This window comes from Rhodococcus sp. LB1 (genome assembly GCF_001583455.1).
Taxonomy (GTDB): Bacteria; Actinomycetota; Actinomycetes; order Mycobacteriales; family Mycobacteriaceae; genus Rhodococcus_F; species Rhodococcus_F opacus.
The window spans coordinates 95,859-122,618 of record NZ_LTCZ01000441.1 but is presented as its reverse complement, the minus strand read 5'-3'; the positions used below and the strand labels follow the sequence as shown (position 1 = coordinate 122,618).

General features: G+C 69.1%; 23 protein-coding genes, 1 tRNA gene and 1 pseudogene. 8 read left to right on the top strand and 17 right to left on the bottom strand.

Annotation, left to right across the window (positions count from 1 at the left end; all coding sequences use genetic code 11):
• Window positions 1-149 precede the first annotated feature (149 nt).
• The 6 genes from AZG88_RS48065 to AZG88_RS48040 form a co-directional block, all read right to left on the bottom strand.
• On the bottom strand, window positions 150-1,115 hold the full coding sequence (locus AZG88_RS48065) for a sulfite exporter TauE/SafE family protein (protein WP_005243104.1): 966 nt from the start codon (window positions 1,113-1,115) through the stop codon (window positions 150-152).
• Between the two features lie 262 nt (window positions 1,116-1,377).
• The gene (locus AZG88_RS48060) at window positions 1,378-2,622 is read right to left on the bottom strand and encodes a saccharopine dehydrogenase family protein (RefSeq protein WP_005243103.1); all 1,245 of its coding nucleotides are present in this window, start codon (window positions 2,620-2,622) and stop codon (window positions 1,378-1,380) included.
• 35 nt (window positions 2,623-2,657) lie between these two features.
• Window positions 2,658-3,065, bottom strand: coding sequence for a DUF2784 domain-containing protein (locus AZG88_RS48055; RefSeq protein WP_061701491.1), 408 nt, complete (start codon window positions 3,063-3,065; stop codon window positions 2,658-2,660).
• 77 nt (window positions 3,066-3,142) lie between these two features.
• A complete protein-coding gene (locus tag AZG88_RS48050) occupies window positions 3,143-3,559 on the bottom strand; it encodes a universal stress protein (protein ID WP_005243098.1) in 417 nt (138 codons plus the stop codon).
• A gap of 105 nt (window positions 3,560-3,664) precedes the next feature.
• Entirely contained in the window at window positions 3,665-5,119 is a 1,455-nt protein-coding gene (locus tag AZG88_RS48045; protein ID WP_061701490.1) for an SDR family oxidoreductase, read from the bottom strand.
• A 72-nt stretch (window positions 5,120-5,191) separates the two neighbouring features.
• Window positions 5,192-5,277 (bottom strand) — tRNA-Leu (locus tag AZG88_RS48040).
• 111 nt (window positions 5,278-5,388) lie between these two features.
• On the opposite strand from AZG88_RS48040, the gene AZG88_RS48035 reads away from it, so the two are divergent.
• Complete coding sequence (locus AZG88_RS48035; protein WP_005243094.1) at window positions 5,389-6,741, top strand: M20/M25/M40 family metallo-hydrolase; 1,353 nt, start codon at window positions 5,389-5,391, stop codon at window positions 6,739-6,741.
• Between the two features lie 34 nt (window positions 6,742-6,775).
• Complete coding sequence (locus AZG88_RS48030; RefSeq protein WP_061701489.1) at window positions 6,776-7,306, top strand: YbhB/YbcL family Raf kinase inhibitor-like protein; 531 nt, start codon at window positions 6,776-6,778, stop codon at window positions 7,304-7,306.
• A 77-nt stretch (window positions 7,307-7,383) separates the two neighbouring features.
• Here the strand turns inward: AZG88_RS48030 and AZG88_RS48025 are convergent, their stop codons facing one another.
• Genes AZG88_RS48025 through AZG88_RS48015 form a run of 3 tightly spaced genes read right to left on the bottom strand, consistent with a single transcriptional unit; the run spans window position 7,384 to window position 9,715 of the window.
• Window positions 7,384-8,454, bottom strand: a complete 1,071-nt coding sequence (locus tag AZG88_RS48025; RefSeq protein ID WP_061046080.1) for a quinone-dependent dihydroorotate dehydrogenase — start codon at window positions 8,452-8,454, stop codon at window positions 7,384-7,386.
• Window positions 8,455-8,464: 10 nt separating this feature from the next.
• The gene (locus AZG88_RS48020; RefSeq protein WP_005243088.1) at window positions 8,465-8,704 is read right to left on the bottom strand and encodes a DUF5703 family protein; all 240 of its coding nucleotides are present in this window, start codon (window positions 8,702-8,704) and stop codon (window positions 8,465-8,467) included.
• Complete coding sequence (locus tag AZG88_RS48015; RefSeq protein WP_005243086.1) at window positions 8,705-9,715, bottom strand: YncE family protein; 1,011 nt, start codon at window positions 9,713-9,715, stop codon at window positions 8,705-8,707.
• Window positions 9,716-9,899: 184 nt separating this feature from the next.
• Here AZG88_RS48015 and AZG88_RS48010 point away from each other — a divergent pair, with 184 nt between their 5' ends.
• Window positions 9,900-10,253, top strand: a complete 354-nt coding sequence (locus AZG88_RS48010; RefSeq protein WP_005243085.1) for a hypothetical protein — start codon at window positions 9,900-9,902, stop codon at window positions 10,251-10,253.
• A gap of 10 nt (window positions 10,254-10,263) precedes the next feature.
• Here the strand turns inward: AZG88_RS48010 and AZG88_RS48005 are convergent, their stop codons facing one another.
• From AZG88_RS48005 to AZG88_RS47985, 5 genes are all read right to left on the bottom strand, one after another.
• The gene (locus tag AZG88_RS48005; protein WP_061046087.1) at window positions 10,264-11,142 is read right to left on the bottom strand and encodes a heme ABC transporter ATP-binding protein; all 879 of its coding nucleotides are present in this window, start codon (window positions 11,140-11,142) and stop codon (window positions 10,264-10,266) included.
• Window positions 11,139-12,212: a FecCD family ABC transporter permease gene (locus AZG88_RS48000; protein WP_061046079.1), complete on the bottom strand. Its 1,074-nt coding sequence runs from the start codon at window positions 12,210-12,212 to the stop codon at window positions 11,139-11,141. The genes AZG88_RS48005 and AZG88_RS48000 overlap by 4 nt, the downstream gene beginning before the upstream one ends.
• Entirely contained in the window at window positions 12,209-13,249 is a 1,041-nt protein-coding gene (locus AZG88_RS47995; RefSeq protein ID WP_061046078.1) for a heme/hemin ABC transporter substrate-binding protein, read from the bottom strand. Before AZG88_RS47995 ends, AZG88_RS48000 begins: the two co-directional genes overlap by 4 nt.
• Window positions 13,246-13,932, bottom strand: a complete 687-nt coding sequence (locus tag AZG88_RS47990) for a biliverdin-producing heme oxygenase (protein ID WP_061046077.1) — start codon at window positions 13,930-13,932, stop codon at window positions 13,246-13,248. The genes AZG88_RS47995 and AZG88_RS47990 overlap by 4 nt, the downstream gene beginning before the upstream one ends.
• A gap of 98 nt (window positions 13,933-14,030) precedes the next feature.
• The gene (locus AZG88_RS47985; RefSeq protein WP_025432822.1) at window positions 14,031-14,960 is read right to left on the bottom strand and encodes an aldo/keto reductase; all 930 of its coding nucleotides are present in this window, start codon (window positions 14,958-14,960) and stop codon (window positions 14,031-14,033) included.
• 235 nt (window positions 14,961-15,195) lie between these two features.
• On the opposite strand from AZG88_RS47985, the gene AZG88_RS47975 reads away from it, so the two are divergent.
• The 5 genes from AZG88_RS47975 (at window position 15,196) to mshC (ending at window position 19,629) form a co-directional block, all read left to right on the top strand.
• The gene (locus AZG88_RS47975) at window positions 15,196-16,041 is read left to right on the top strand and encodes an undecaprenyl-diphosphate phosphatase (RefSeq protein WP_005243071.1); all 846 of its coding nucleotides are present in this window, start codon (window positions 15,196-15,198) and stop codon (window positions 16,039-16,041) included.
• A 40-nt stretch (window positions 16,042-16,081) separates the two neighbouring features.
• Window positions 16,082-16,780, top strand: a complete 699-nt coding sequence (locus tag AZG88_RS47970; RefSeq protein ID WP_061701488.1) for a histidine phosphatase family protein — start codon at window positions 16,082-16,084, stop codon at window positions 16,778-16,780.
• Between the two features lie 128 nt (window positions 16,781-16,908).
• Complete coding sequence (locus AZG88_RS47965; RefSeq protein ID WP_005243068.1) at window positions 16,909-17,502, top strand: DUF3090 domain-containing protein; 594 nt, start codon at window positions 16,909-16,911, stop codon at window positions 17,500-17,502.
• 3 nt (window positions 17,503-17,505) lie between these two features.
• Window positions 17,506-18,309 carry an SCO1664 family protein gene (locus AZG88_RS47960; RefSeq protein WP_061046075.1) on the top strand — a complete coding sequence of 268 codons (804 nt, stop codon included), beginning with the start codon at window positions 17,506-17,508 and terminating at the stop codon, window positions 18,307-18,309.
• Between the two features lie 72 nt (window positions 18,310-18,381).
• Complete coding sequence (mshC, locus tag AZG88_RS47955) at window positions 18,382-19,629, top strand: cysteine--1-D-myo-inosityl 2-amino-2-deoxy-alpha-D-glucopyranoside ligase (RefSeq protein ID WP_061701487.1); 1,248 nt, start codon at window positions 18,382-18,384, stop codon at window positions 19,627-19,629.
• A 17-nt stretch (window positions 19,630-19,646) separates the two neighbouring features.
• Here mshC and AZG88_RS47950 read toward each other — a convergent pair.
• The 3 genes and pseudogenes from AZG88_RS47950 to AZG88_RS47940 form a co-directional block, all read right to left on the bottom strand.
• Window positions 19,647-23,795, bottom strand: a pseudogene (locus AZG88_RS47950) (TIGR02680 family protein); the annotation flags it as partial.
• A complete protein-coding gene (locus tag AZG88_RS47945) occupies window positions 23,792-25,186 on the bottom strand; it encodes a TIGR02678 family protein (protein WP_005243054.1) in 1,395 nt (464 codons plus the stop codon). The pseudogene AZG88_RS47950 and the gene AZG88_RS47945, both read right to left, overlap by 4 nt.
• On the bottom strand, window positions 25,183-26,634 hold the full coding sequence (locus AZG88_RS47940; RefSeq protein ID WP_061701486.1) for a TIGR02677 family protein: 1,452 nt from the start codon (window positions 26,632-26,634) through the stop codon (window positions 25,183-25,185). Before AZG88_RS47940 ends, AZG88_RS47945 begins: the two co-directional genes overlap by 4 nt.
• Between the last annotated feature and the right edge of the window lie 126 nt (window positions 26,635-26,760).

The following is a 26,760-nucleotide window of genomic DNA, read 5'->3' as shown; positions in this document are numbered from 1 at the left end:
ACACGCTCAGTCATGAAATGCCTCACTGTTCCGCACTTGGAGCACCGGACGGGTGCCATGAACCGCACCCAATGTTACCCGCTGGTAAGGATGCGGTGTGGTCGGATGTCCTGCGGAGGTTCGCCCCGAGGTAAGGGCGGGAGGTGAGGTCAGGCCTTCTCGCCGGTGGACGGCTCGAGGGACGGGGCTTCCGACTCGACGGGCGTGTCGTTCTCGGCGTCGATCCGGTGCAGATCGCCTGCGGCCTCTGCCGCGCTGAGACGCGAGCGACGCCAGGCGACGACCAGCAGTCCGGCCCACACCGCAACGAGAGCGAGGTACCCGAGGGTGGCGGCGACGCCGGTGACGTCGAACGTCTTGAACAGCTTCTGCGCGTTGGTGATGATGATGATGCCGCCGACACCGGTTCCCAGGAGGGTCGCGGGCACCCGGCTGACGAGCCAGGCGGCGAGCGGTGCGGCGATGATGCCGCCGAGAGCCAGCCCAGCGATGATGGGGATGTTGTCGAAGAAGTCGCTGCCGAGACCGAAGATGAACCCGATGCTGGCCGCGGCGGACACCAGGAACTCCGACGCGCTGACCGAACCGATGACGGTGCGCGGTGCGGTCTTGCCGCGCGAGAGCAGCGTGCTGGTGGTGATCGGCCCCCAGCCGCCGCCGCCGCTCGCGTCGATGAATCCACCGAACAGTCCGAGCGGTGACAGGAACTTCGCCGTGTGCGGCGACGTCCGGGCGTCGTTGACGGCGGGAGGGCGGATCGAGAAGCGGAGCAGGACGTAGACACCGATCGCCAGCAGGATCGTCGACGTCACGGGGACGGCGGCGGCCGTCGACAACTGGGACAGCACCGTCGCACCGAGGAACGCGCCGATGGCGCCGGGGACGCCCAGGCGCAGGACGAGGGCCCAGTCGATATTGCGGAACCGCCAGTGCGACGCACCGGAGGCGAGCGTCGTACCGACCTCGGCGAAATGCACTGCTGCGCTGGCGTGTGCCGGTCCGACGCCGCTGAACACGAGCAGGGTGGTCGCAGTCACGCCGAAGGCCATGCCGAGAGCGCCGTCGACCAGCTGGGCACCCACGCCGACCAGCGTGAAAATCAAGAGCTTGAACATCGAGACTCCGACCGAGAGAGCGAACCGTCAGGGCAGCAAAGACCAGCGAGCAGGCTGGTCAGCAACATCCCTGGTCGAAGGCGTGGCCTCGGCGGGAGGGCCAGAAGGGCATGAGGGCGAGCGAGGCCGCGGGGCCTGCCTGCGCGCTCGTGCCGTTCACTCGAACTCCCACATCTCTCATCGCGTGCGCGGCCGTCCGCGCACAAGGTTCGACACTAGCGGGAGGGGTGGGCGCGTGTCATCTTCACACGCGCCCAACCGCTCACAGTTTTCGCGCAGAGATCTCGAAGCCCGCGTCGCGCAGCCGTGTCACCAGGACGTCGCCGAGTGCCGTCGCGGGGGTGAGGACGCCGGCCGAATCCGGCAGTGCATCGCCGCCGAGGACGAGGCTCAGCGCGGATTCGCCGAGCATCACCGCGGTGGCGCTGTATCCGGGATCGCCCTTCGCCTTCACTCGCGACGTGTAGCGCGCGCCCGTGGTGGTGGTCGTGTACACGTCGATGGTGAAGTGGCCCTTGCGCTGCGCCTCTTCGCTGGGGCCGTCGCCCGGTGAGGGCAGAACGCGGTCGAGGACGTACCGGGTGGGCGGGAGGGCCATTCCGACGATCAACCCGCCGAGGCCGGCCGCCACCGCACCCGCGATCACCGGTGTGATCGGGGAGCTTCCGACGTTCATGACCTCGCGGTACTTGAACTCCCGACCGTAGGCCCAGTCACGGAGCGCGTTGCTGCGCCGCACGACCCGGGTGTTGTAGGGACCCATGAAGAAGGGGGCCTTCCACCCCTTCAGGCCGGGTGCGATGTCCTCGCCGTTGACCACGCTCATGTCGGACTGCTTGCCGAGGTCCGGTTCCTTCGATCGGTCGGGGCTCAGCGAGTACGGCGACGCCGCGAGATGCCGCGACGCCGGATTCTTCTTCGACACGTCCACCTGTGTGCGCAGCGAATCGATCGTGCCGCCGCTGACGCCGCCGCGCACGGACGTGACCACCAGGGTGGTGTCGGTGAGTTCGCCGGCGCCGTCCTCCCGGACCTTCTCGTGCAGGACGTGCACCCCGAGGTCGGACGGAATGGAGTCGAACCCGCAGGAGTGGACGATCCGGGCGCCGGTCTCGCGGGCCCGATCGTGGTTGGCGTCGATGCTCTCGCGGGCGAACAGCACCTCTCCGGTGAGGTCGACGTAGTCGGTGCCCGCCTCGGCGCACGCCGACGCGAGGGCGTGTCCGTACTTGGCGTACGGCCCGACCGTCGTCGCGACCACCCGGGTGCGTCCCGCCAGGGCTGCGAGCGACGCGGCGTCGTCGGAGTTCGCGACGATGAGGGGCCATTGCGCCGCGCGCGGACCGAGCGAGGACCGCACCGCTTCGAGTTTTGCGGCTGTCCGCCCCGCGAGCGCGATCCGCACGCCGTCCGGGGCGTGCTGTGCGAGATAGTCGGCGAGAAGTGTGCCGACGAAGCCGGTGGCCCCGTAGACGACGAGATCCAATTCACGTGCGCTGTCTGTCATGACACGACCCTACTCGTCGGTAGGGAAGCGCGAGATCAGACGCCGGTACCGCCGGGGTGGGTGGGTGTGAGGGGTATCCGGGTGCGGAGCCGCAGGACGACGTAGCCGACCCACGAGGTGACGACGCCGAGCGCGACGAGAGTTTGGATCGCTCCCGCGGCGGATTCCGGGTAGACGACCCCGGTGAGGTAGTGGGAGATGAACCCGGACGAGGGGAGTGGGTCCTGCCCGGCGCGGACCCGGGCCCAGCTCTCCAGGTGGGTCAGCGGGCAGTCGATGCCGACGAGGAGGCCGGTGAACCCCCAGGCGACCGCAGCGAGGTGGAGGGCGATGGTGCGCGGCCAGCGCCAGGCGAGAAACCCGCCGCAGACGACGTAGAGGATGAAGATCAGGTGTGCGACGGCAGTGGCGTCGGCGACGACCTCGTAGAAGACGCTCCCCATCGATGCACCCCTGACATCCGAATTTCCCCCATACGCCATCGTAGGCGTCGCCCGGCCGGGTCCGCCGGGTAACGGGCTCAGGCGGTGCCGCGCACGTCTTCCTTGACCACCAGGATCGGAATGTCGACCTCGAGGAGGAGGCGCTGCAGCCATCGTTCCAGGAGGAACTTGCCGATCGGGGACATGCGCCGGGTCCCCACGACGAGCAGATCCGCACCGCTGCTGTCGACCAGTGCGCGCAGTGCGCTCACCTGATCACCGTCGTGCTCGTTGGTGCGCAGCTCCCACGACGACTCGCCGACCCCGCCACTCTCGAGCGTGGCCTGAATCTCGGCGCGCAGGGCGGACCGGTCGGACTCGGCGTCCTGCCCGGGGTCGTCGTCGAGGACGTGGAGGACGAGCAGCTGTTCCCGTCGTTGCACAGCCTCGCGGGCGGCGTGGACGATGGCCGCCCGGCCTTCCGGGCTGTCTCGGTGGACAACGGCTATCGCCATGAAGCGCCTCCATGTGCAGGTATCGGTACGACCCCTATTATCCCCGTGTCGGAGTGTGCTCCGGCTGTGTCGATGCTCTCGTAGGTGGATCCGAGCGGTGCTCGATCACCAGGGTGAGGGCTCGTAGTCCTTCAGGAAGCAGCCGTGCAGATCGACGCCCTGCTCGCCCTGGACGATGGGGTCGTAGACACGGGCAGCGCCGTCGACCAGGTCGAGAGGGGCGTGGAAGCCCTCGTCGGCCAGCCGCATCTTGGTGTAATGCGGCCGCTCGTCGGTGATCCACCCGGTGTCCACCGCGGTCATGAGGATGCCGTCCTCGAGCATCTCCTTGGCGCTGGTGCGGGTGAGCATGTTCAGCGCGGCCTTCGCCATGTTGGTGTGCGGATGCCCCGGACCCTTGTAGGCGCGGCTGAACTGGCCCTCCATCGCGGAGACGTTCACCACGTACTTGCGGCGGGCGCCTGCCGCCGCCATCGCGGGCCGCAGTCGGGACACGAGGATGAACGGGGCGACCGAGTTGCACAACTGCACCTCGAGCAGCTCGATCGGGTCGACTTCCTCGACCGTCTGGACCCAGCTGTTCGTGTGCGCGAGGTCGGGCAGGAGTCCGCCGGCGTCGATCGCGAGACCCTGGTCGATGCGATCGGGGGATGCCGACTTCGCGACCAGTGCGAGCGAGCTCACCGCGTCGGGGGACAATGCGGCACCTGCCATCGCGGACACGTCGGACAGCGAACCGGCGAGTGCCGCCGGGTGGGCGTCGCTCGTCTTGCCGAACGTCAGGACGTCGGGCAGGTCGCCGGAGGGAAGGGCCCCGGACTCGGCATCCGCCAGCGCGCTGTAGGCGCCGGGGGAGCGCCGCACCGTCTGCGCGGCGTTGTTGATCAGGATGTCCAGCGGGCCCTGCGCGGCAACGGAGTCGGCCAGCGCGACGACTTGCGCCGGGTCGCGCAGATCGATACCGACGACGCGCAGCCGGTGGATCCACTCGCTGCTGTCCTCCATCGCCTTGAACCGGCGGATGGCGTCGTTGGGGAAACGTGTCGTGATCGTCGTGTGGGCTCCGTCGCGGAGCAAACGCAGGGCGATGTACATGCCGATCTTGGCGCGACCGCCGGTCAGCAGCGCCCGGCGGCCGGTGAGGTCGGCGCGCGCGTCCCGCTTGGCGCGGCTCCTGGCCGCGCAGTCGGGGCACAGCTGGTGGTAGAAGGCGTCGACCCGGGTGTAGCGCTGCTTGCAGATGTAGCACGGGCGGGGCCGGATGAGGGTGCCCGCGGATGCGCCCTCGGCGTTCGACGTGAGCGGGATGCCCGCGGTCTCGTCGTCGATCCGATCGGGGGAACCTGTCGCGGTGGCGGCGACGACCTGACGGTCGGCCTCGGAGACGGCGTCGCGGGCCGCGAGCCGCCTGCGTTTCTTCAACTTCTTGAAGAGGTGACCGACGGCGCGCTGGACCGTGACGGAGTGGGGATCCGCATCGTCGAGTTCCGCCGCCTGATCGAGAACCTTCAGGCAGATCTCGAGATCCGCCGGATCGATCGTCGTCGTTGTTTCACCCATCGAACTTCGCCCTCTCACGAAGAAGGCCCCGGTTCGATGAACCGGGGCCTTTTCGTCTGTCTCAACTCAGAGTGTCCGAGGGGGGACTTGAACCCCCACGTCCGTTAATAGGACACTAGCACCTCAAGCTAGCGCGTCTGCCATTCCGCCACTCGGACTTGCTTGCCCCCATTTCCTGGGTGCTGCAAAAGATTAACCGATGAACCGCCACGGCCCAAATCGCCCCTCTCACCTGAGCGTTTCCGCTGTTCCGGTGGTAGGAAAGTGGAGTGCCAACTACACAGGAAACCCCAGGCCAGGGTCGCGCCGAAGCCGAAGTCGTGGATCTCGTCAGTTCACTGATCCGCTTCGACACGTCCAACACCGGAGAGCTCGCCACGACGAAGGGCGAACGCGAGTGTGCGGAGTGGGTAGCGGCCCAGCTGCAGGAAGTGGGCTACGAGACCGAGTACGTGGAGTCGGGTGCACCGGGCCGCGGCAACGTGTTCGCCCGGCTGAAGGGCTCGAACCCCGACCGCGGCGCCCTCATGCTGCACGGCCACCTCGACGTCGTTCCCGCCGAGCCCGCCGACTGGCGCGTGCACCCGTTCTCCGGAGCCGTCGAGGACGGTTACGTGTGGGGTCGCGGCGCCGTCGACATGAAGGACATGGTCGGGATGATCCTGGCGGTCGCCCGCCAGTTCAAGGCCGAGGGGATCGTTCCTCCCCGCGACCTCGTGTTCGCCTTCGTCGCCGACGAGGAGGCCGGTGGCAAGTACGGCTGCCAGTGGCTCGTCGAGAATCGGCCCGATCTGTTCGAGGGTGTCACGGAGGCGGTCGGTGAGGTCGGCGGTTTCTCCCTTACCGTTCCGCGACCGGACGGCACCGACCGCAGGCTCTATCTCGTCGAGACCGCCGAGAAGGGTCTCGGATGGATGCGGCTGACGGCCAAGGGCCGCGCCGGGCACGGCTCGTTCCTGCACACCGACAACGCCGTCACCATCCTGGCGCAGGCGGTCGCCCGGCTGGGCGCGCACACGTTCCCGTTGGTCATCTCCGATTCGGTGGCCGAATTCCTCGAAGCGGCGGGTGAGGAGACCGGACTCGACTTCGACCCGAAGTCGCCCGACCTCGACGGCACCCTCGCGAAACTCGGCACCATCGCCAACATCATCGGCGCCACCCTCCGCGACACCGCGAACCCGACCATGCTCTCGGCCGGCTACAAGGCCAACGTCATCCCGCAGACCGCCGAGGCCGTCGTCGACTGCCGGATCCTGCCCGGCAGGCAGGCGGAGTTCGAGGCGGCGGTCGACGAGCTCATCGGGCCGGACGTCCAGCGCGAATGGATCACGAAGCTCGACTCCTACGAGACCACGTTCGACGGGCACCTCGTGGACGCCATGAACGACGCGATCCTCGCGCACGATCCCGGTGCCCGGACCGTGCCCTACATGCTGTCGGGTGGCACCGACGCCAAGGCGTTCGCGAAGCTCGGCATCCGGTGCTTCGGGTTCGCTCCGCTGCAGCTGCCCGCCGACCTGGATTTCAGCGCGCTGTTCCACGGTGTCGACGAACGGGTGCCGGTCGACGCACTACTGTTCGGTACACGCGTGCTGGAACATTTTCTGCTCCACAGCTGATCCGAGAACCGATACGCGACAAGAGAGGAACCGCATGTCACACGACCCGTACGAGGCACTTCCCGACCTGCCGAGTTTCGAGCTGACCTCCACCGACGTCACCGACGGACAGCCGCTGAACAAGGACCAGGTCAGCGGAATCTTCGGCGCCGGCGGCTACGACAACTCACCGCAGCTGTCGTGGTCGGGGTTCCCCGCCGAGACCAAGAGCTTCGCGGTGACGGTGTACGACCCCGACGCGCCGACGGCGTCCGGATTCTGGCACTGGGCGGTCGCCAACATTCCGGCCGACACGACCACGCTGGTGAGCGGCGCAGGCGACGACGACGGAACCGGGCTCCCGAGCGGTGCGATCACGCTGAAGAACGACGCCGGATTGCGTCGTTTCCTCGGCGCGGCCCCGCCGGAAGGGCACGGACCGCACCGCTACATCTTCGTGGTCCACGCGCTCGACGTGGAGACTCTCGACGGGGTCACGGCCGACTCGACGCCGGCGTTCCTGGGTTTCAACCTGTTCTCGCATGCGATCGCTCGCGCGAAGATCCAGGGGACGTACGAGCAGTAGCTCGGTAGCTGAAGGAAGACACGGGTGGCCGGCGAATCCTCGGGATTCGCCGGCCACCGGTCCTTGTACGGTCCGTGTCAGCGCACGGCGCCGGCGCCGACCGCATCGGCGACGGAGGAGTAGCCGGCCTCGCGCACCTTCCGGGCCAGCCCCTTGTGGATGCGGCGAGCCCAGAACGGCCCGCCGTAGATGAAGCCGGTGTAACCCTGCACGAGAGACGCCCCGGCCAGGATCCGTTCCCACGCCTGGTCGACCGTCTCGATGCCGCCGACGGAGATCAGCACCAGGCGATCACCTACCCGCGCGTGCAGGCGGCGGAGGACCTCGAGGGATCGTTCGGCGACCGGAGGTCCCGACAACCCGCCCGCGCCGATCGCGGACACCTCGTCGTCCGGGGTGTTCAGCCCGTCTCGGCGGATGGTGGTGTTGGTCGCGACGATGCCGGCCAGGCCGAGTTCGAGCGTGAGATCCGCGACCGCGTCGACGTCGTCGTCGGACAGGTCGGGGGCGATCTTCACCAGAACCGGGACGGTCACGCAGTCGAGAACGGCACGCAGGAGAGGCCGGAGAGATTCGACGGCCTGCAGGTCCCGCAGTCCCGGGGTGTTCGGTGAGCTGACGTTGACCACCATGAAATCGGCCAGCGGGCCCAGAAGTTGCGCGCTCGCCGTGTAATCGGCCGGAGCGTCCGCGGCGTCGACGATCTTGGTCTTGCCGATGTTCGCGCCGATCGGGACACCGGCCCGGCGCTGACGGAGGTGGTTGGCGGCATTGCCTGCGCCGTGGTTGTTGAAACCCATCCGGTTGATCAGGGCGCGGTCCGCGGGCAGCCGGAACAGGCGGGGAGCCGGGTTGCCGGGCTGGGCCTGGGCGGTGACGGTGCCCACCTCGGCGAACCCGAAGCCGAGGGGACCCCACGCGTCGACGCCGGTCGCATCCTTGTCGAACCCGGCGGCCAGTCCGAGCGGTGCCGGGAAGTCGAGTCCGAACACGGTGTTCCGCAGTACCGGATCGTCCACGACGAGAACCTTGCCGACGAGCTGACGCAGCGGTGAGAACCGCGTGACCAGGCGCATCGCAGCGAAGGCCAGGTGATGAATCCGCTCCGGAGGAACGCGGAACATCACCCGTAAGAGCAGGTGGTACAAAGAGGTCTCCCTAGATTGCGGGGTCGGGGACATGATGAGCGGTCTTCCTTCGTTTGAGCAGCACACGGCGGCTTCCGTCGGAGTACAGGCGGACTCGGGACAGCTCCCAGCCACCGAACTCCGCCTGGATGGCCAACCTCATCGAAGCGCTGATACGGGTGACATCGGGTGGCAGCCGGAGCGGCACGTACTCGAAGTCCTCGGATTCGATCTCCCACCCGGAGGGGAGTCGACGTGAATGCGATGCCATCTACGAACTCCTCGTCGGGATCTGCTGCAGGCCGTCTCCCGTCGCGGAACCGATCAGGAGGTCACCGTTCACGGTATCCACAGTGACAGAGTTCGGCTGCCGGACGGTGGGATACCGTGCCGTTTCCACGCCGACACCGCTCGACAGGTCGAATCCCACCACTTCGTTGGTCTCGGTCAGCGTGACCCACGCCCGGTCGGCGGTGTCGTCGTAAGCGACGGCGTACGGCGCGAGCCCGGCGGGGAACCGCTGGCGGAGCATCAGTGTGTCGGTGGTGTAGGCGAGCAGTTCGTCGCCGGTGGTGTCGGTGACGAGGATCCGTCCGTAGTGATCGGTCGTGAGCTGCGTCGCGCCTTCCCCGGCGCGCAGCGCGACACCGAGCGCGGCAGCGGGGACGTCGATGGCGGTGACGGACGTCTGACCACGGTCGAGCGCGGTGAGCGAGTCGCCGACGACGGCAAGCCCGTCGACGGATGTGAGGCCGCCGATCACCTGTGACTCGTTCGTCTCGGTGTTCACGATGTGAATCTCGCCATTGCCCAGGCCCATCGCCAGCCGCCCGTCGGGCAGTTGGGCGACCGACCGGACGTCGCCGTCGGCCGGGACGAACGTCAGCTCGCCCGTGCGCAGGTCCAGGCGTCCTACCTGCGTGTTCATGGCGAGTAACGCCACACCACCGGGGGCGAGGGAGACCTGGGCGACGGTGTCGTCCAGCGGAATCACCCGTGGAGGCGCCGTGAAATCGCCGGCCGGGAACAGCAGGATCTGGTTGCCTTCGCCGCCCAGGACGACGGTCGTGCGGGTCTCGGTGTCGAATGTGGTGGATTCGATCGGCAGGCCGACCGGGTGGACGACACCGGCGGGCGTGGTGTTCTGGGCCGGGGACTGTGCGGCACTCGCGGGCGCGATCGTGATCGCCTGATCCTCGTCGGAGTTCGACGAACAACCCGTGACCAGTAGAAATGCCACTCCGATACACGAGGCGACGACGCGCGCTCCCGGTCTACCCATGTGCTGCTCCTCGGGGTTCTCTCATCGACCTACACCTGCACAACTGCCCACAAGCATCCCTGATCCGCGAAACGCCCACGAACGCGGTCGGTGCCGAGCGGGTGCCGAGGCGATACCGTGAGAAACATCGACCCCGCGCCCGGCGGTTTCCCGATCGCCGGCCCAGGTCATCGAGGAGAAGACCGTGGAAATACCCGAAACACCCACGTTCACCGTCGAAGACATCTCGGTAGGACCGCACGCACACGGCTTCGGCCGGACCGCAGAAGGTAACTCCTACGCATTCCGGGTGCGCAAGAGCACGATGCACGTCGAGGTCTACCGCGCCGACGTCGAAACCGAGGTTCCGGCTCCGGACGACATCGTGGCGTCGGCGCGGCGCTCGGTCCGGGAGATCGACCTGACCGATGAACGCAGCATCGTCGCCGTCGTGAGAGATGCCGTGTCCGATCCCGATTCGCACGTGGCAGGGCCGGAGGACGGGATCACCGTGCGTGCGGTGCTCAGCCGTCTCGGGGCGGTCATCGACGGGCTGTGAATCCCGCGGTCTAGCGCTGATCGCGGCGGGGGAGGACGAGGGTCGCACCGGTCACCGGGTGCTCGATGACCTCGACGGGGTGCCCGTACACCCGGGTCAGCAGGTCCTCGGACAGGACGTCGGCGGGAGGCCCGTCGGCGGCGACACGTCCCTGCTCGAGGACCACGATCCGGTCCGCGTACGCGGCGGCGAGCGCGAGGTCGTGGAGGACGACCACCACCGCGGTGCCCTGCTCCGCACGGGAGCGGGCGAGACGCATCACGGTCTCCTGGTGGCCGAGGTCGAGGGCGGCAGTGGGCTCGTCGAGCAGGATCGTCTCGGTGCGCTGCGCCAGCACCCGCGCCAGTGCCACCCGCGCACGTTCGCCACCCGACAACGCCGTGAACGGCCGGTCGGCGAACGCCACGACGTCGCAGATCCGCATGGCCTCGGCGATCGCGGCGGCGTCGTCGTCGGAGCGGGGTGTGCGTGCCCACGGTGAGCGGCCCATCGTGATCACCTGACGGGCGGTGAACGAGAATCCGACCGTGTTCTGCTGGGGGAGGACCGCCCGGCGCTGAGCCATCTCGAGCGTCGTCCAGTCGCCGAGGGTCCGGTCGTCGAGGTGCACGGTTCCCGAATGCACGTCCTGATCGCCCGACAGCGCCGCGAGGAGCGTCGACTTGCCCGCCCCGTTGGGGCCGACGAGAACGAGGACCTCCCCGATCCGCACGTCCACGGAGACGTCCTCGAGCACGGGCCTGCCCCCGCGGGTGACCGCGATGCCGACCGCCCGCAGCGTCACGGCCCCCGAGGAGCGCGGCGGGGGCATCGGGTCGGTCCGTCGGAACAGGCTCTGCTCGATGGCTTCGCCGATGCGGGTGCGGAGAGGGCGGGATGCCGGACTCATGCCCACCCGCCCTGGCTGGCCCGGGTGCGGCGCAGCAACCAGAAGAAGAACGGCCCGCCGACGAGGGCTGTCAGCATGCCGAGCGGGAGGTCCGCGTTCGCCACGAGCGATCGGGCGCCCAGGTCGGCGAGGAGCAGCACGAGCGAGCCGCACAGCGCGCTCGCCGGAATCAGGGCCCGGTGGCCGGGCCCGACGGCGATGCGCATCAGGTGCGGGACCACCAGTCCGACGAACAGGATGATGCCGGTGAAGGCGACGCTGGACGAGACGAGCAGGGCGACGATCAGCACGGCGATCTGACGCAGCCGCTCGACGTCGAGGCCGAGGTGCCGGGCCGCGCTCTCGCCGAGGGACAGCAGGTCGAGTTTCCCAGCGATCATCATCGTGGCGGCGATCCCGGCGACAGTCATCGGCGCCACCACCGCGACCGCGTTCCAGGTGGCCCCGTTGAGGCTGCCGAGTTGCCAGAAGACGATCTGATCGCGCGCCGCAGGGGACGCGACGAACGTGAAGAAGGCGATGAGGCCGCCGGCGAACGCGTTGACCGCCACACCGGTGAGGACGAGGGTGACCACCTCGGTGCGGCCCTCGTGCCGGGAGAGGACGTAGACGGCGACGGTGGTGATCAGTCCGGCGACGAAGGCGGCCGCGGCCACCGTCCACCCGGCCGCGAACGCGCCGCCGACCACGATGGCGGCGCTGGCGCCGACCGCGGCGCCGGCCGACACCCCGATGACACCCGGTTCGGCGAGCGGGTTGGCGAACACCCCCTGCAGCAGCGCACCCGCGCATCCGAGCGCCGCCCCGACCAGGATGGCGAGGACCACCCGCGGGAACCGGACCTCCCACAGCGTCACCTCACCGCTGGGGTGCGCGGGCATCGGTCCGAGATCCAGGCCGATGCGGTGCAGGATGCTGCCGAGAACCTCTCCGGGTCCGGTCGGCACCTGTCCGATGCAGGCCGAGAAAACGGCGGCGACAACGAGGGCGATCAGCAGGCCGCCGAGGACGGCACCGGTTCGAGTACGTGAGGAAGGCTTACCCGGAGCGCGGAGGTCTTCGACGGTCATGGATTGGCGGTCGGGTAGACGGCGTCGGCCAACGCGCCGAGAACACGGCCCGTGTTGGGGCCGAAGCTGAGCAGCACCCCGTCCTGCATGTCCACGACGCGCCGGTTCTTGCCCGCCGGAGTCTGCGCCACGCCGGGGATCTTCTCGAGTCCCTCGATGCCGCCGATCGATTCGAGCCCGCCCGTCATCATCAGGAGGACGTCGGGGGCGGCGGCGATCAGGGCCTCGCTGGTGATCGGCGCGAACTGCTGCGTGATGCCCGATGCGGTGCCCGCGTCGACGGCGCCGAGCGCGTCGATCAGCGAGTCGGCACCCGACCCCGGACCGCCGATCATGGTGATCGCGGTGCCGCGCAGATAGAGGAACGCGATCTTCAGCGGCTCGTCGCCCTGCGGGGCGCGACTCCGGGCGGCCGCGATCTCACTCTCGGTGCGGGCCGCGAGTTCGCGGCCCTGCTCGGGCACACCGAGCGCATTCGCCACCGCCGTGATCTGGCCGGGCACACCCTCGAGGGTCCGCGTCGGATCGAAGAAGACGACCGGAACACCGGCGGTCCGCAGCTGATCCTGCACGGCCTGCGGTCCGATGCTGGTGTCGGTGAGGATCACCGTCGGAGCCAGGTCGAGGATGGCCTCGGCGTTGAGGGACTGCCCGCCCGGGGTCACCACCGGCACGTCCTGTGCGGCCGGGAACTCGGAGGCGATGTCCCGGCCCACCACGTTGTCGCCGAGTCCGAGCGCGAAGACCGTCTCGGTGAGCGTTCCGTAGCGGTCCGCGGTCACGATCCGGCTCGCGTCCGTGATCGTCACGTCCACCCCGTCGAAACTGCGGACCGTGACGGGCAGCACCGGCGTGGCGGGGGACGCGAGAGGTTCGGGATTCAGGTCGTCGAGGACCGCCGTGCGCGCACCGCCGGTGCCGCCGGCGCTGTCACCGGCGCCGGAAGCGCAGGCCGACACCCCCACCGCGGACACGAGAAGCAGGACGAGGACGGCGAACAGCGACCTGTCCGTGCGGGTCCGGAACACCGATCTCATCGTGCGAGGTACCGGTCGATGTCCGCTTCGAGGGCGGCGAACAGGTCGCCGTTGAGACGGTAGGCAAGGTTGACCTCGTCGATCACCCGTTGCTGGTCCTCCGGAGTCAGGGGCGCGGCGTCGAGTTTCGCGCGGTAGGTGTCCTTGAACACCTTCGGTTTCGGGATCTCGCCGAAGATGTAGAACTGCAGGCCGTCGGTGGTGTACCCGTAGGCGCGTTCGAGCATGCGCCGGATGATCTGCCCACCCGACAGGTCTCCCATGTACCGGATGTAGTGGTGCGCAACGAAACCGGCGGGCCACTCGTACGCCACCTCGCGGAGCCGCTCCACGTAGCGGGTGGTGGCGGGCAGCGCGGACACCGTCTCGCGCCACGACGGCCCGCGCAGGAATTCGAGATCCGCTTCCAGCGACGGAACCCGCAGCAGTTCGTCGTGCAGAAACGGCGACGCGACGGGGTTGCCGGTGTGGGTGCGCCCGGCGTCCTCGAGTTCGCGGTAGACGAGGTAGGTCTGCGCGAGCAGTTCGGCGTAGCCGTCCGAGGTGAGTTCACCGGCGAGGAGGGCCCCGACGAACCGGGACTGCTCGGTCTCCCGGTGAGCGGCGTCCGTCCCGGCCTTGATGCGCTCGGCGAAGCCGACGGTTTGGCGATCGGCCGCGTCGGCCTCGTTCAGCGTGGTCATGGACTCTCCTGCAGATCTACGGGCGTCGGCCGGTGAGCACCAGGTTAGCCTGCCCTGCACGTGAACTGCAGGTGCACGTCTGCCGGCTCCTGTACACGCTAGGCGCTGACGTCGTCGAGCGCCGCCGCGATCGCGGCGGGCAACTCCAGTTCCTCGGCAACGAGCACACCGGTCAGCTGTGCAATGTCTCTGGCCCCGACGACCGCGCTCGCGACACCCGGACGGTCGCGCGCCCACGCGAGCGCGACGGCCAGCGGGGAGGTGCCGAGCCCGTCGGCCGCGGTCACGACCGCGTCGACCACCCGGACGGAGGAGTCGGTCAGGTAACTCTGGACGTCCTGCGCGTGCGCGTCGTCGGCACCGCGTGAATCGACGGGGATGCCGTTGCGGTATTTGCCGGTCAGGACCCCGCGGGCGAGCGGCACGGCAGCGAACACACCGATCCCGTGATGCACCGCGGCCGGAACGAGTTCTTCCTCGACTCCCCGGGCGAGCAGCGAGTACTCCACCTGGGTGGCGACGAGCGTGGTGCCGCGGGACGCGCCTGCCGCGGTGGCCAGCTGCCACCCGAGGTAACCCCGCGCCCCGACATACCGGACCCGGCCGCTCGCCACCGCGAAATCGAGTGTGGCGGCGACCTCGTCGACCGGCGTGAACGGATCCCACGTGGCGACCTGCCACATGTCCAGGTAGTCGGTGCCGAGCTCGCGCAGGGTGGCGTCGAGCTGGGCGACGAGACCCCGTCGCGAGCAGTCGATCCGCGAGGGACCCGACGGGTTGATCCCGGAACTCGAGCTCAGGACGAGTTCCGTTCGCGGCACCACGTCGTCGAGCAGTTCCGCCAGGATCCGCTGCGCCACACCGTCGCCGTACGCGGGCGAGGTGTCGACGAGCGTTCCGCCCGCATCGACGAACGCCGCGATCTGCGCCGCCGCCTCGTCGCCGTCCGTGTCCCGACCCCACGTGAGCGTGCCCAGGCCGAGCCGTGACACTCGCAACCCGCTTGCTCCGACCGATCTCTGTTCCATAACCGCCTGCGTCTCGTACCGTAGCTGCAACCCCGGCGTCGCCCCCGAAGATGCTGGTGCCCCCCGGAACCGGCCACCACAGGTGCAGAGTAGTGGGGTATCGCGTGGCAGGGGTCCTGCCACGCCGGATTCTGCCGGAGGTCACCCTCCCCGGTACCGTGGCGCCGGTGAATTACGAACGCGACATGGGAAATTGGCGTCAGAGCGGCACATTCGACCTCGGGACCGGTGAGTGATGGGCGAGGCGATGTCCTGGCTCCAGGCGATTGTCCTCGGTGCCGTCCAGGGATTGACCGAGTTCCTGCCGATCTCCTCGTCCGGCCATCTCCGGATCGTGTCGGAGGTCTTCTTCGGAGACGACGCCGGTGCGTCCTTCACCGCCGTCACCCAGCTCGGCACGGAAGCCGCGGTGCTCATCTACTTCGCCCGCGACATCGGACGAATCATCGCCGGGTGGTTCCGGGGACTGTTTCACCCCGAGCATCGCGGTGACCTCGACTACCGGATGGGCTGGTATGTGATCATCGGCACGATCCCGGTGGGTGTGCTCGGCTTCCTGTTCAAGGACCAGATCCGCACCGGTGCCCGCAACCTGTGGCTGATCGCCACCATGCTGATCGTGTTCGCGTTGGTCATCGCGGCGGCCGAGTACTACGGGCGGAAGGTGCGTCCCGTCGAGGACCTGCGCGCCAAGGACGGCATCATCATGGGTTCGGCCCAGGCGCTCGCCCTGATCCCGGGCGTCTCGCGGTCGGGCGGCACGATCAGCGCCGGCCTGTTCCTCGGACTCACCCGCGAAGCCGCGGCGCGCTACTCCTTCCTTCTCGCGATCCCCGCGGTCGTCGCGTCCGGGCTGTTCAGCCTGCCGGACGCCTTCGAACCGGCCGGTGAAGGTCTCAACGCGAGCGGCCCGCAGCTCCTCGTCGCCACCGCGATCGCGTTCGCCATCGGCTACGCGTCGATCGCGTGGCTGCTCCGTTTCGTCGTCGACCACTCGATGTACTGGTTCGTCGGCTACCGCATCATCCTCGGCGTGATCGTCCTGTCGCTTCTCTCGACCGGCGTCGTGTCGGCCACCTGAGATCGGGCGGCCGGGGAGTGCACGACACTAGGCTGGGCCAATGACAGTTGTGCTGCTGCGCCACGGGCGGTCGACCTCGAACACTGCACACACGCTTGCCGGCCGGTCACCGGGAGTCGAACTCGACGACCGCGGCCGCGAGCAGGCGCAGGCCATCGTGTCCCGGCTCGCCGACGTGGCGATCGAGGAGATCGTGCATTCGCCGCTCCTGCGGTGCGAGCAGACCGTGGAACCGCTCGCCCGGGCCCGGGGCCTGACCCCCGTGGTGGAACATCGGCTGGTCGAGGTCGACTACGGCGAGTGGACGGGTCGCGAGCTGAAGGTCCTGCTCGAGGAACCGCTGTGGAAGATCGTGCAGCAGCACGCGTCGGCCGCGGTGTTCCCGGGAGGGGAAGGTCTGGCGCAGGTCCAGGCGCGCGCCGTCGCCGCGGTCCGCGAGCACGACGCGCGGCTCGCGGAACTGCACGGCCGCGACGTCGTGTGGGTGGCGTGCTCGCACGGCGACGTCATCAAGTCGGTCCTCGCGGACGCTCTCGGCGCGCACCTCGACGGATTCCAACGGATCGTCGCCGAGCCGGCCTCGATCAGCGTCGTCCGGTACACCTCCACCCGTCCGTACGTGCTGAAGATGAACGACACCGGGGCCGATCTGTCCGGAGTGAACACGCCACCGGTGTCCGGAGACGGCGCCCGCGCCGAAGTATCCGGATCGGTGCCCGGCGGGGAGGTCCGCCTGTGAGTATTAGGCGGACCCCGCTGGTGACGATTGACGGATAATGAACGCAACATGCTGCGAGGAACAGTCCGAGACGGAACAACGAGTGGGCAGCGCCGCAGTAGGGCCCGGCTCCAGCTGAAGGAGGTGCAATGTCACGCGCAATTCACGTATTCCGCACTCCTGACCGATTCATTGCCGGGACGGTGGGTGAGCCCGGCGACAGGTCGTTCTATCTCCAGGCAGTACACGAGGCGCGAGTGATCAGCGTCCTGCTGGAGAAACAGCAGGTCCAGGTACTGGCCGACCGGATGGGGCTCCTCCTCGAGGAAGTGCACCGCCGGTTCGGGACGGAGGTTCCCCCGGAGGGGGCCGAACTCGACGACGCGAGCCCCCTCGTCACCCCGATCGACGCCGAGTTCCGGGTCGGCACGATGGGCCTGGGGTGGGACGCGGACGCCGGAGCCGTCGTGGTGGAACTGCTCGCCGTCAGCGAAACGGAGTTCGACGAGTCCGTCGTACTCGACGACTCCGAGGACGGACCGGACGCCGTGCGCGTGTTCCTCACCCCGTTGCAGGCGCGGGACTTCTCGTTGCGGTCCGAGCGGGTCATCGCCGCCGGGCGCGCGCCGTGCCCGCTGTGCGGTGAGCCGCTGGCCCCGGAGGGGCACATCTGCATCCGGACCAACGGGTACCGCCGCGGCCAGAGCTTCGGCCTCACCCCGGAGATGGACGAGGAGGACTGACGGTTGACTGCCGAGGAGTCCGATCCTCTGGAGTCCGGCGAGCTGACCCTCATCGGCCAGATCACCCACGCCAGTAACGCCACCCTGGTGTGCGACGCGGTCGAGGGCGAGAACACCGTCCGCTGCGTGTACAAGCCGGTCCGCGGGGAGCGTCCGTTGTGGGACTTCCCGGACGGCACGCTCGCCGGACGTGAATACGCGTCGTACCTCGTGTCCGAGCAGCTCGGATGGGGTGTGATTCCCCGCACTCTCTTGCGGGACGGTCCGTTCGGCCCGGGGATGGTGCAGCGGTGGGTCGACACCCCCGACCGGCACGCCGACGACCCCGGCGGTCTCGACCTCGTCGACATCTGCGCCCCCGACGCCGTCCCCGAGGGGTGGTTCGAGATCCTGCGCGCCACCGACATGGACGGCGAACCGGTCGCGCTCATCCACGCCGACGACCCGCGGCTGCAGCGGATGGCGGTTCTCGACGTGCTGATCAACAACGCCGACCGCAAGGGCGGCCACGCACTCGAGGGGCTCGACGGTTCCGTCTACGGCGTCGACCACGGCATCTGCCTGCACACGGAGAACAAGCTGCGGACCGTGTTGTGGGGGTGGGCCGGGACGGAGGTGCCGGGTGCCCTCGTCGTCGACATCGCCGAACTGATCTCCTCGCTCGAGGGCGACTTCGGTACGCGCCTGGGTGAGCACATCACGTCCGACGAGGTCGCCGCCCTGTACGAACGTGCCGTGGACCTCCTCGCGGCGCCGGTGATGCCCCGGCCGAACGGTCATCGGCCCATCCCGTGGCCCGCGTTCTGACGGACCCGATCAGCGGCCTGCGGGCGGCGGCTCCCTCCGAGGCGGAAACGCGGGTCCACTAGGCTCGCTGTCATGCAGTCTTGGTCCGAAACCGCTGTCCCGTCCGTTCCAGGCCAGGGGCCTCCGCTGCGGTTGTTCGACACCGCTGACCGGCAGGTTCGTCCCGTCACTCCCGGGCGCACGGCCACGATGTACGTGTGCGGTATCACCCCCTACGACGCCACTCACCTCGGTCACGCGGCCACATACCTGACGTTCGACCTGGTGAACCGGATCTGGCGTGACGCCGGGCACGACGTGCACTACGTCCAGAACGTCACCGACGTCGACGACCCGCTGTTCGAGCGCGCAAACCGCGACGGCGAGGACTGGGTCGTCCTCGGCATGCGCGAGACCGCGCTGTTCCGCGAAGACATGGAAGCCCTCCGGGTGCTGCCCCCGCGCGACTACATCGGCGCGGTGGAGTCGATCGGCGAAGTGATCGAGATGGTCGAGAAGTTCGTCGCGTCCGGCGCCGCCTACGTCGTCGACGACCCCGAGTTCCCCGATGTCTACTTCCGCGCCAAAGCGACGGAGCAGTTCGGGTACGAGTCCGGCTACGACCGCGAGACGATGGACAAGTTCTTCGCCGAACGCGGCGGTGACCCTGACCGCCCCGGCAAGGAAGATCCCCTCGACGCCCTGGTGTGGCGTGCGGTTCGCCCGGGCGAACCGTCCTGGCCGTCGCCGTTCGGCCCAGGGCGCCCCGGCTGGCACATCGAGTGTTCGGCCATCGCCCTCAACCGCATCGGCTCGGGTTTCGACGTGCAGGGCGGCGGCAGCGACCTGATCTTCCCGCACCACGAGTACTCCGCGGCGCACGCCGAGTCGGCCACGGGCGACCGTCGCTTCGCCCGCCACTACGTGCACACCGGCATGATCGGTCTCGACGGCGAGAAGATGTCGAAGAGCCGCGGCAACCTCGTGTTCGTGTCGAAGCTGCGCGGCGAGGGGGTCGACCCGGCCGCCATCCGCCTCGGACTGCTGTCCGGGCACTACCGGCAGGACCGTCCGTGGACCGAGCAGGTTCTCGCCGACGCCCACACCCGGCTGAAGCTGTGGAAGGACGCCGCCGCACTCGAGTCCGCGCAGTCGGCCACCGACACGATCGCCCGGCTGCGCCAGCATCTCGCGGACGATCTCGACACCCCGAAGGCGCTCGACGCCCTCGACGGCTGGGCCCGTCGCGCCCTCGACAACGGTGGCTCGGACACGAGCGCGCCGGGCGAATTCGCCGCCGCCGTGGACGCCCTGCTCGGTGTGCGCCTCCGGCGCCCGTGAGTACTTCTCAACCNNAACTCGAAGGCACCCTCCGCGGGCGTCGGGACGCGCCGGCGCAGGGGCGAACCGAGCGCCTGCGCCAGGTCGGTGCCGTCGTGTTCGGCGAGCAGTTCGCCATCCGACCACACGAGCAGCGTGGCGCTGACACTCTGCTCGGCCGTCGAGTGCGCCAGATCGTAGTGCGCACACCCCGGCACGCCGCCGTACGTGATCCACAGGTCGAACCCGGTCATGAACAGGTCGAGGTCGAATTGCACGCTGAGGCCGAGCAGTTCGGCGCGGCCGTTGTCGTCGACGCCGGCGAACGCCTCGTCCAGCGCCAGCAGTCGCGGTGCATGGGGGTCTGCCGAATCGAGCATGACGTGCGCTGCGGCGAACAACGGCAGGTGCAGCGAGACGGACTGCTCGCCGCCGGAGAGTGCGCTGTGCCGGGCGACGGTCAGCCGGTCCTCGTTGCCGTTGCCGCTGATCAGGGTGAACGAGAACACCCGCCACCGCCGGTAGTCGAGGGCGGACGCCAGGATCTCCGGGTACGAACGCTCCGGGTGCGCGGCGCGGGCGGTCCTGATCTGGTGGGCGAAGTGGGCGCGCATCGTGGCGAGCTCGTCCGGCCCCAGCGCCGAGGTGTCGCGCTCGAGCAGTTTGGAGATCGCCTTCGCACTGTCGTCGAGGTTGTCGGCGAGCACCCAGTGGACACCGATGGTGTTGCCGGACGACATCCGCCGCTCCCGCATCTCGGTGCCCATCCTGGCGATGAGTTCGCGGGCGTCGACGGTCCGTTCGTGGATCTGCTGTGCGAGACCCGTGAGCAGCGCGTCCTCCAGGATGCGACGCTCGGATTCGGTGAGCAGCAGTTCCTGATCGGAGCGAGCGGACGCGATGCGGGCGGCGAACTCGCCGATCGACGAGTAACCCTCGTCGTCCTGCACCTGCACCACGGTCACGCCGTCCGGGGCGTCCCACTGCAACCGGTAGTCCTGGCCGGCGGCCGCCAATTGTGCGTCGAAGTCCTGCAGCGCGGTGGTGAGCGCGGTGCGCGTCGACTTGCGCGCCGAGTCGCTGACCCGCACCGATTCGGTGGCGCCGTCCAGTGCGTGGAACAGCGCATCCACTTCGGGCGGCAGGATCGGGGTGTCGCCTTCGGCGTTCTGGATGCGATACACCAGCTGTTCGGCACTCATCCACGCCGCCGAGCTCGCCGGCCAGGTGTGGCCGCCGTCGACGCCGAGGAGTTCGAGTAGGTCGCGCCGGGCGTACGGCGCGAGGCGGGCGGCGTCGGCGTGCGTTTCGGTGAGCGCCAGCCGGAGCGTCTGGACGGCGGTGTTGTACGCGCCCTCGGCCTTACCGATGGCCTCACCCGCGTCCTTGTCCGCCTTGCGGGCGTCGCGCTGCTCTTTCTTGCACGCCTCGATCCGCGCGTGCGCCTCCTCGAGTTGCCGGTCCAACTGCTCGGCCCCCGCTCCCAGCGTGTCGCGCAGCGTCTCGAGGCGTTGGACCTGTTGCGCGAGAACCTCTTCGGCGATGGCAGCTTCTTCCGCGAACTCCTCCGCGCTGCCGCGCGCCTCGTGCAGTCGGTCTTCGGACTCGCGGGTGTGCTCCACCTCCTTGGCGTGTTCGCGCCTGCACCGCTGCACCATCTCGCCCTGCTTCTCGAAATGCCGGACGGCCGCGGCGAGCGAGTCGATCTCCCGGGCGACGTGCGGAGTCCGATGGGTGGACGCGGTGACCCGGAGCTGCTTCTCCTTCGCGGACAGGTCGGCGATGGCCTGGTCGAGTTCGCGACCGACCGCTGTCGCCGTGTCGGAGCGGCTGCGGAGTGCGCCGGCGGATTCGGTGACCTTCTTCAGCGCCGTGAGGATCGATCCGGTGCGGGGCAGGGCCTGCGCCGCCGCGGTGGTCCGCGACAGCAGCGCCGCTGCCGCATCCGCGGCCGCACGGGTCTCGTCGAGAGTCGCCCGGGTTTCCTCGAGGATCCTGTCGAGTTCGGCGATACGGGTGGCGCGCCTGCGGGCCCGTGCGGTGGTTCCGATGTACTCGGCGTCCGATTTCGTGTGGCGTCCCCGCTGGATTCCCTGCCGGTACGCACCGTCTTCGGCGACACCGACCGGACCTTCGGGCAGGTCGAGGGATTCGAGGGCGATGGATTCGAGGATCCCGCGCACGCGATCGTCGGGAACGCCCGTGTCTTGTTCGACCTCGAGAACGTCGGCGAGGGTCTTGCCGGTGGGCCGATCCTCGGCCGGAAGGGCCACGAGGAACTGTTCGGATTCGACGTCGGGGAGTGCGTCGTCGACGGGCACCCAGCCGTCGAGGAGATTCGCGGCCTGCAGTGCGGCCTCGATTCCTGCCGCCGCGGCAGCGTCGACACTGTCGGTGAAGCGGACCAGACGCCACAGCGGTGCACCGGTCAGCCGGGACCGGGCGTCCTGCCGGGCGGCCGAGAGCGGCGGGGCGTCGTCGTGCTCGGATTCGATGGCCGCACGGGCGGATTCGTGTTCGGCGATCGCCTCCTCGGCGGCGGCGACGTCGCGGTCGTACTGCTGACGACGCAGCCGGAGCGCGTCGACGGCGTCCGTCGTCTGTTCGGTCAGCGTCTCCGACAGGGTGGCGGCGTCGTCGTCGCCTATCAGGCCGAGGGCGGTGTCCAGGGCCTCGAACAGTGAAGCGGGCGTGTCGATCTCGGCGTAGAGGGACGACTGTTCCGTCCACCAGGACCGGAGTTCGGTGGCGCACCGGCTGCGGGCCGATTCGACCGCCGTCTCGGCTTCGAGAACGGCCACCTTCGCGGTGTCGAGTTGCTCCTGGCCGCGGCGTGCCGCCTCGTCGGCCCTGGTCCGTTCGGTGGCGGCCCTCTCGACGGTGGCGAGTGCGGCCCGGACCGCGCGGATGTCGCCGTCCCGTTCTTCGGTGTGCCCGCGCAGCGCCGCGGTCAGCTGGTCGGTGCGCGCGTTCTCGGGGAGTGCGGTCCAGGTGATTCCCGCGTCCTCGGCGGCGAGGTGAAGTTCGTCTTCGGCGTGGGTGAGCGCCTCGACGGCGCGGGCGACGGCGTCACCGGCCTTGTCGTGTTCCTCGGCCCGCTGTTCGAGGGTCGCCTTGGCCTTGCGTGCCTTCTCGGCCTGCAGTTCGGTCGATTTCTCGAGTGTCGAGACGGCCTGCGCGAGGTCGTCGAGTTGTGTCCGTCCCTCGTATGCCGTCGACCGCTTCAGCGCGTCCAGGGTGGCATTGGCCTGGTCGAGTGCGCGTTCGGCGGCGGTGAAGCGTTCCTCTGCGGCCGCTCGGCTCTCCTGGCTGCGCGCCCGGTCCGCTGCCGCCCCATGGAGGGCGGCGATACCGGATCGGACGGCCTCCAGGCGGGTCGCGAGGTGGTCGACGTCCGTACGCGCCTGCTGGCGAAGGTATTTCGCGTACACGCCGACGAAGCTCTGTGCCGCCTGGTCCGCCGCGGCCAGCCCCTCGAGCGCTCGGCCGACCTCCTCCATGTCGCTGAACGAACGGGCGGCCTCGAGGACCAGTTGCTCGTCGAGCGGTCGCAGACCGTCGGTGAGTGCCTGCGACAGTCCCTTGGGGTCGAGGTTCTTCGCGAGCTGAGGTCGCCGGAGCGTGAGGATGAGGTTGATCAGCTGGTCGTAGCGCTGGACGCCGAGCCCGAACATTCGGGCGTCGATGGCGGCGCGGTAGTCGAGCGGCCGGTCGGTGATGGAGTCGGTGCCGATCTGTTCGCCCAGTTGCTTCTTCGTGAGCGGACGGTCGTCGCTGCCGAGCAGGGAGAAGTCGACGCCGACGCGACCGTCGGCCACGAAGTACCAGCGTGTGACTTTGTCGTTGGTGCGGGTGGCGCGCATGCCGATGCCCACGGTGACGGCCTCGGGGTCGTCCTTCGCGCCGCGGCAGAATTCCATCCAGACGTACGAGTACGCGCTCTCCTGCCCGCGGTACAGGAGGTTCGACTTCATGGTGCGTTCCTCGCCGGCGAACGGATTGAGCCGCCGGGGTTCGATCCTGCCGTCGAATACGAACGGGAACAGCACTTCGAGGGCCTTCGTCTTGCCGGATCCGTTGGGACCGCGGAGAACGAGGCGACCGTCGGCGAAGGAGAACTCCTGATCGCGGTAGTCCCAGAGGTTGATGATCCCGGCGCGGGTGGGCCGGAAACGCGCACTCGTCATGCTGTGACTTCCTCGCTGTCGTTCGCTGAGCTCTGGAACAGGTCGATCTCGGGTGTGCGGTCGCGGATCGTGACCACCACACCCCGGTAGCGGGCGAGTGCCGGGAGTGCGAGCACACCACCCGGTACCGCCGCGGTGAGGCGTAGCCGCTCGAGCAGCGCCAGCGCCGCGCGTCCCAGACCGTCGGGGTCCGCCTGCCACCCGGCGGCGAATGTGCGCCCGAACCGTTCGGTCAGTGTGCGGACGGTGCCGGCGATCCACTCGTCCTCGACGACCGGGAACAGCCGGTCCGCGGGGGCGGGGTCTTCGGGCTCGAATCCGTCGTGGCCGGCGAGGCTGTCGAAGATCCCGGACTGCGGAATGGCGCTGTCGACCTGTTCGATCAGGTCGTCGAACCGGCCCCGCGGCAGCGGCATCCGGGCGGTCTCCGGGGCATCGGGATCCAGTACGCGATCGGCGATCTCCCCGGCGAGCAGAAGTGCGACCTGCGCGACCGTTCCCGTCCCGGGGAACCGGACGTCGGAGAGACGTCCGGAGGAGTCGATCATCGCGACGCCCTCCTCCCGCCGTTCCGCGACCAGTCCGGTGAGCAACTCGACATCGGCTGCGGTGCGGGGGAGTGCGAGTTGCACCAGTTCGTCATCGTCCAGGTCGGCGGCGTAGACCACGGGCCGTTCGACGAGGGCACGCCGCACTCGCCGCGCCGTCTCCTTCACGTCCACCGGCCGGGCCGTCCCGAACTCCGAGGTGTCGTCCTCGGTCACGGAGTCCGCACCGGCAAGCAGTCCGCGGATGGACCGGAGATGCTGTAGTGCGCGCGGCGGCCGGAACAGGGCGATGACGACGGACCTGTCGATGTCGTACAGCGCTTCTCCTGCATCGGGATTGGCGGCCCAGCCTCCCGCGTCACCGTCGGCGAGTGCGATCGCGCCGCGGGCGGCGAGCCAGCCGACGGCGTCGACGAAGGCGTCCCGGTCGGACGCGCGTTCCGTGGACAGATCCACACCGTCGACCTGTGCGGCGTCGGCGGCTACGTGATCGGCGAGTTCGGACAGGGTGATCTGGTTTCCGGCGCGGCCGAGCGCGGCCAGCGCCAACGCGAGGTAGGCGTAGCGGTACCGGTCGAACGTGCGGTCGGTGGCCGTCTTGGCCGGCGTCCCGGCGTCGAGTCGGTCGCTCACCGTGAACAGCCGGGCGGTCGTCTCGGTGACGTCGAGTCGGTACCCGAAGAGCGTCATCAGATCGTCGCGTAGTTCGGTCGCCCACCGGCGGAGCAGGGGAAGAGCGATGCGATCCGGATAGGTCTGTGTCACCAGGTGATTCGACAGGATGACACGGGCGGCGCGCTGATACGAATCGAGGGCGAGCGGCGAGATCTCCCGCGCCTTCACCGAACGCTCACCTGAAGTCCGTCGAGGTGCAGACGTCCTCGGGCGGTGCGCACCACCGTCGATTCGCTGTGCGGGCTGAGGGTCAGTTTCACGCCGTTCTCCGATCCTGTGCTGCTCTTCACGCGGCCGCTGACCGGTACCCGCGCCGTCAGTGCGGCGTTGAGCAAACTCAGCAGCACGTCGGTTTCGGCCTCGTCGAGTTCCCGCTCGTAGACTCCGCCCCGGGCGAGCGACTGGGCGGCGGAGGCGCGAAGTCGTTGTGCGGTCAGCTGTTCCTCCCGCAGGCGGCGCACGCTGCCCTCATTGCGCTGCACCCGTGCGGGCAGGCCGGGCGACGGGGGACGTCCCGTCTCGGCGAGCGTGCGGGAGATCTCCACGGGCTGGGCCTCCCACCACGACCGCGTGTCGGGAATGATGTCGGCGTCCGGATGCACCATCGACAGATGGCGCGGACGCCCGAGGTCGAACACGGCTCGGAACAGCGCATGCGCGGCGTCCTCGGTCGGAGTGGCGGCGAACCAGCCTGCGAGGTGGCGCAATTGGCTCTCCCTGCTGACACCACCCTTGCGGGTTTCGGTGACGCGGCGCAGCAGCGACAGGACGGCGGCGATGGCGCTCATCGTGCCCTCGCGCAGGCGTTCCGACTCGCTGAGACCGGCCTCGCTCCCGACGAACCAATGCGTCAGGCCTGCCCACCGCGCGCGCCAATCGGCTTCGCGCTCTTCGATGCTGAGGAACACCCGCTCGTCGCTGGCGGCGGCTCGCGCCACCATCGTCTCGACGCCGGTGTCTTCCACGAGCGCGATCGCCGCCGCGAGTTTCGGTGCATAGCGCGAGAGGTCGGAGCTGAACTCGCGCATGTGCGTGAGGAGAGCGTCCTTGTGGGACATGAACGTCTCCGGCGTGATCTCCGTGGTGCGGACGAGGTCGCCCAGGGTCAGGTAGAACTGGGCGGCGCGTCCGGCCATGTCCGACAGCGTCGCATCGAGACGGTTGAGTTTCCGGTACACCAGGTCGTTGTCGGCCGCGCGGTTCGCCGCGGCCAGGTCGTTCATGTCGGCGAGGAGGTCGGGCAGTGCCAGCCGGGACAGCGACGCGTCGTCGAGCCGGGCCGCCAGTGCGTCCTCGACTGCTCGGAACACCTGGTAGCCGGCCTGGCTGAATTGATAGACGAAGTGCCGGTTCCGGTATTCGGCCAGCGTCGCGGCGCGTGTTCCGTCGTAGCTGCGTTCGAGCACTTCCCAGACGTGCAGTTGCTCGAGTAGGGGAGTGACGTCTCCGGCGCCGAGTTGTCCGGCCAGATCGTCGCCGGCGAGGCCGTCCAGAATGCGGGCGACGTCGGCGGCGTGCAGCAGGACGACGTAGTTGGCGCGGGCGTGGTCGAAGGCCCGCAGCACCCACAAGTACTCCGCGCGCTTCTCCGCCGTGGTGAAGGCGAACAATTTCAACCGGTCGTCCCGGAGAGGGGGAGCAACCGCCGGGCGCGCTGCACGCAGCCCCGAGGGGGACCGACCTGGATCGCTGCCTGATTCACTCACCGTGACAGGTTATGCGGTCGCGCAGCCGTCGAGCGA

Excerpts from the sequence above, each read along its gene's own strand:
- AZG88_RS48065 (WP_005243104.1), bottom strand. The coding sequence starts at position 1,115 with ATGTTCAAGCTCTTGATTTTCACGCTGGTCGGCGTGGGTGCCCAGCTG.
- AZG88_RS48060 (WP_005243103.1), bottom strand. The coding sequence starts at position 2,622 with ATGACAGACAGCGCACGTGAATTGGATCTCGTCGTCTACGGGGCCACC.
- AZG88_RS48055 (WP_061701491.1), bottom strand. The coding sequence starts at position 3,065 with ATGGGGAGCGTCTTCTACGAGGTCGTCGCCGACGCCACTGCCGTCGCA.
- AZG88_RS48050 (WP_005243098.1), bottom strand. The coding sequence starts at position 3,559 with ATGGCGATAGCCGTTGTCCACCGAGACAGCCCGGAAGGCCGGGCGGCC.
- AZG88_RS48045 (WP_061701490.1), bottom strand. The coding sequence starts at position 5,119 with ATGGGTGAAACAACGACGACGATCGATCCGGCGGATCTCGAGATCTGC.
- AZG88_RS48030 (WP_061701489.1), top strand. The coding sequence starts at position 6,776 with ATGTCACACGACCCGTACGAGGCACTTCCCGACCTGCCGAGTTTCGAG.
- AZG88_RS48020 (WP_005243088.1), bottom strand. The coding sequence starts at position 8,704 with ATGGCATCGCATTCACGTCGACTCCCCTCCGGGTGGGAGATCGAATCC.
- AZG88_RS48015 (WP_005243086.1), bottom strand. The coding sequence starts at position 9,715 with ATGGGTAGACCGGGAGCGCGCGTCGTCGCCTCGTGTATCGGAGTGGCA.
- AZG88_RS48005 (WP_061046087.1), bottom strand. The coding sequence starts at position 11,142 with ATGAGTCCGGCATCCCGCCCTCTCCGCACCCGCATCGGCGAAGCCATC.
- AZG88_RS48000 (WP_061046079.1), bottom strand. The coding sequence starts at position 12,212 with ATGACCGTCGAAGACCTCCGCGCTCCGGGTAAGCCTTCCTCACGTACT.
- AZG88_RS47995 (WP_061046078.1), bottom strand. The coding sequence starts at position 13,249 with ATGAGATCGGTGTTCCGGACCCGCACGGACAGGTCGCTGTTCGCCGTC.
- AZG88_RS47990 (WP_061046077.1), bottom strand. The coding sequence starts at position 13,932 with ATGACCACGCTGAACGAGGCCGACGCGGCCGATCGCCAAACCGTCGGC.
- AZG88_RS47985 (WP_025432822.1), bottom strand. The coding sequence starts at position 14,960 with ATGGAACAGAGATCGGTCGGAGCAAGCGGGTTGCGAGTGTCACGGCTC.
- AZG88_RS47975 (WP_005243071.1), top strand. The coding sequence starts at position 15,196 with ATGGGCGAGGCGATGTCCTGGCTCCAGGCGATTGTCCTCGGTGCCGTC.
- AZG88_RS47970 (WP_061701488.1), top strand. The coding sequence starts at position 16,082 with ATGACAGTTGTGCTGCTGCGCCACGGGCGGTCGACCTCGAACACTGCA.
- AZG88_RS47965 (WP_005243068.1), top strand. The coding sequence starts at position 16,909 with ATGTCACGCGCAATTCACGTATTCCGCACTCCTGACCGATTCATTGCC.
- mshC (WP_061701487.1), top strand. The coding sequence starts at position 18,382 with ATGCAGTCTTGGTCCGAAACCGCTGTCCCGTCCGTTCCAGGCCAGGGG.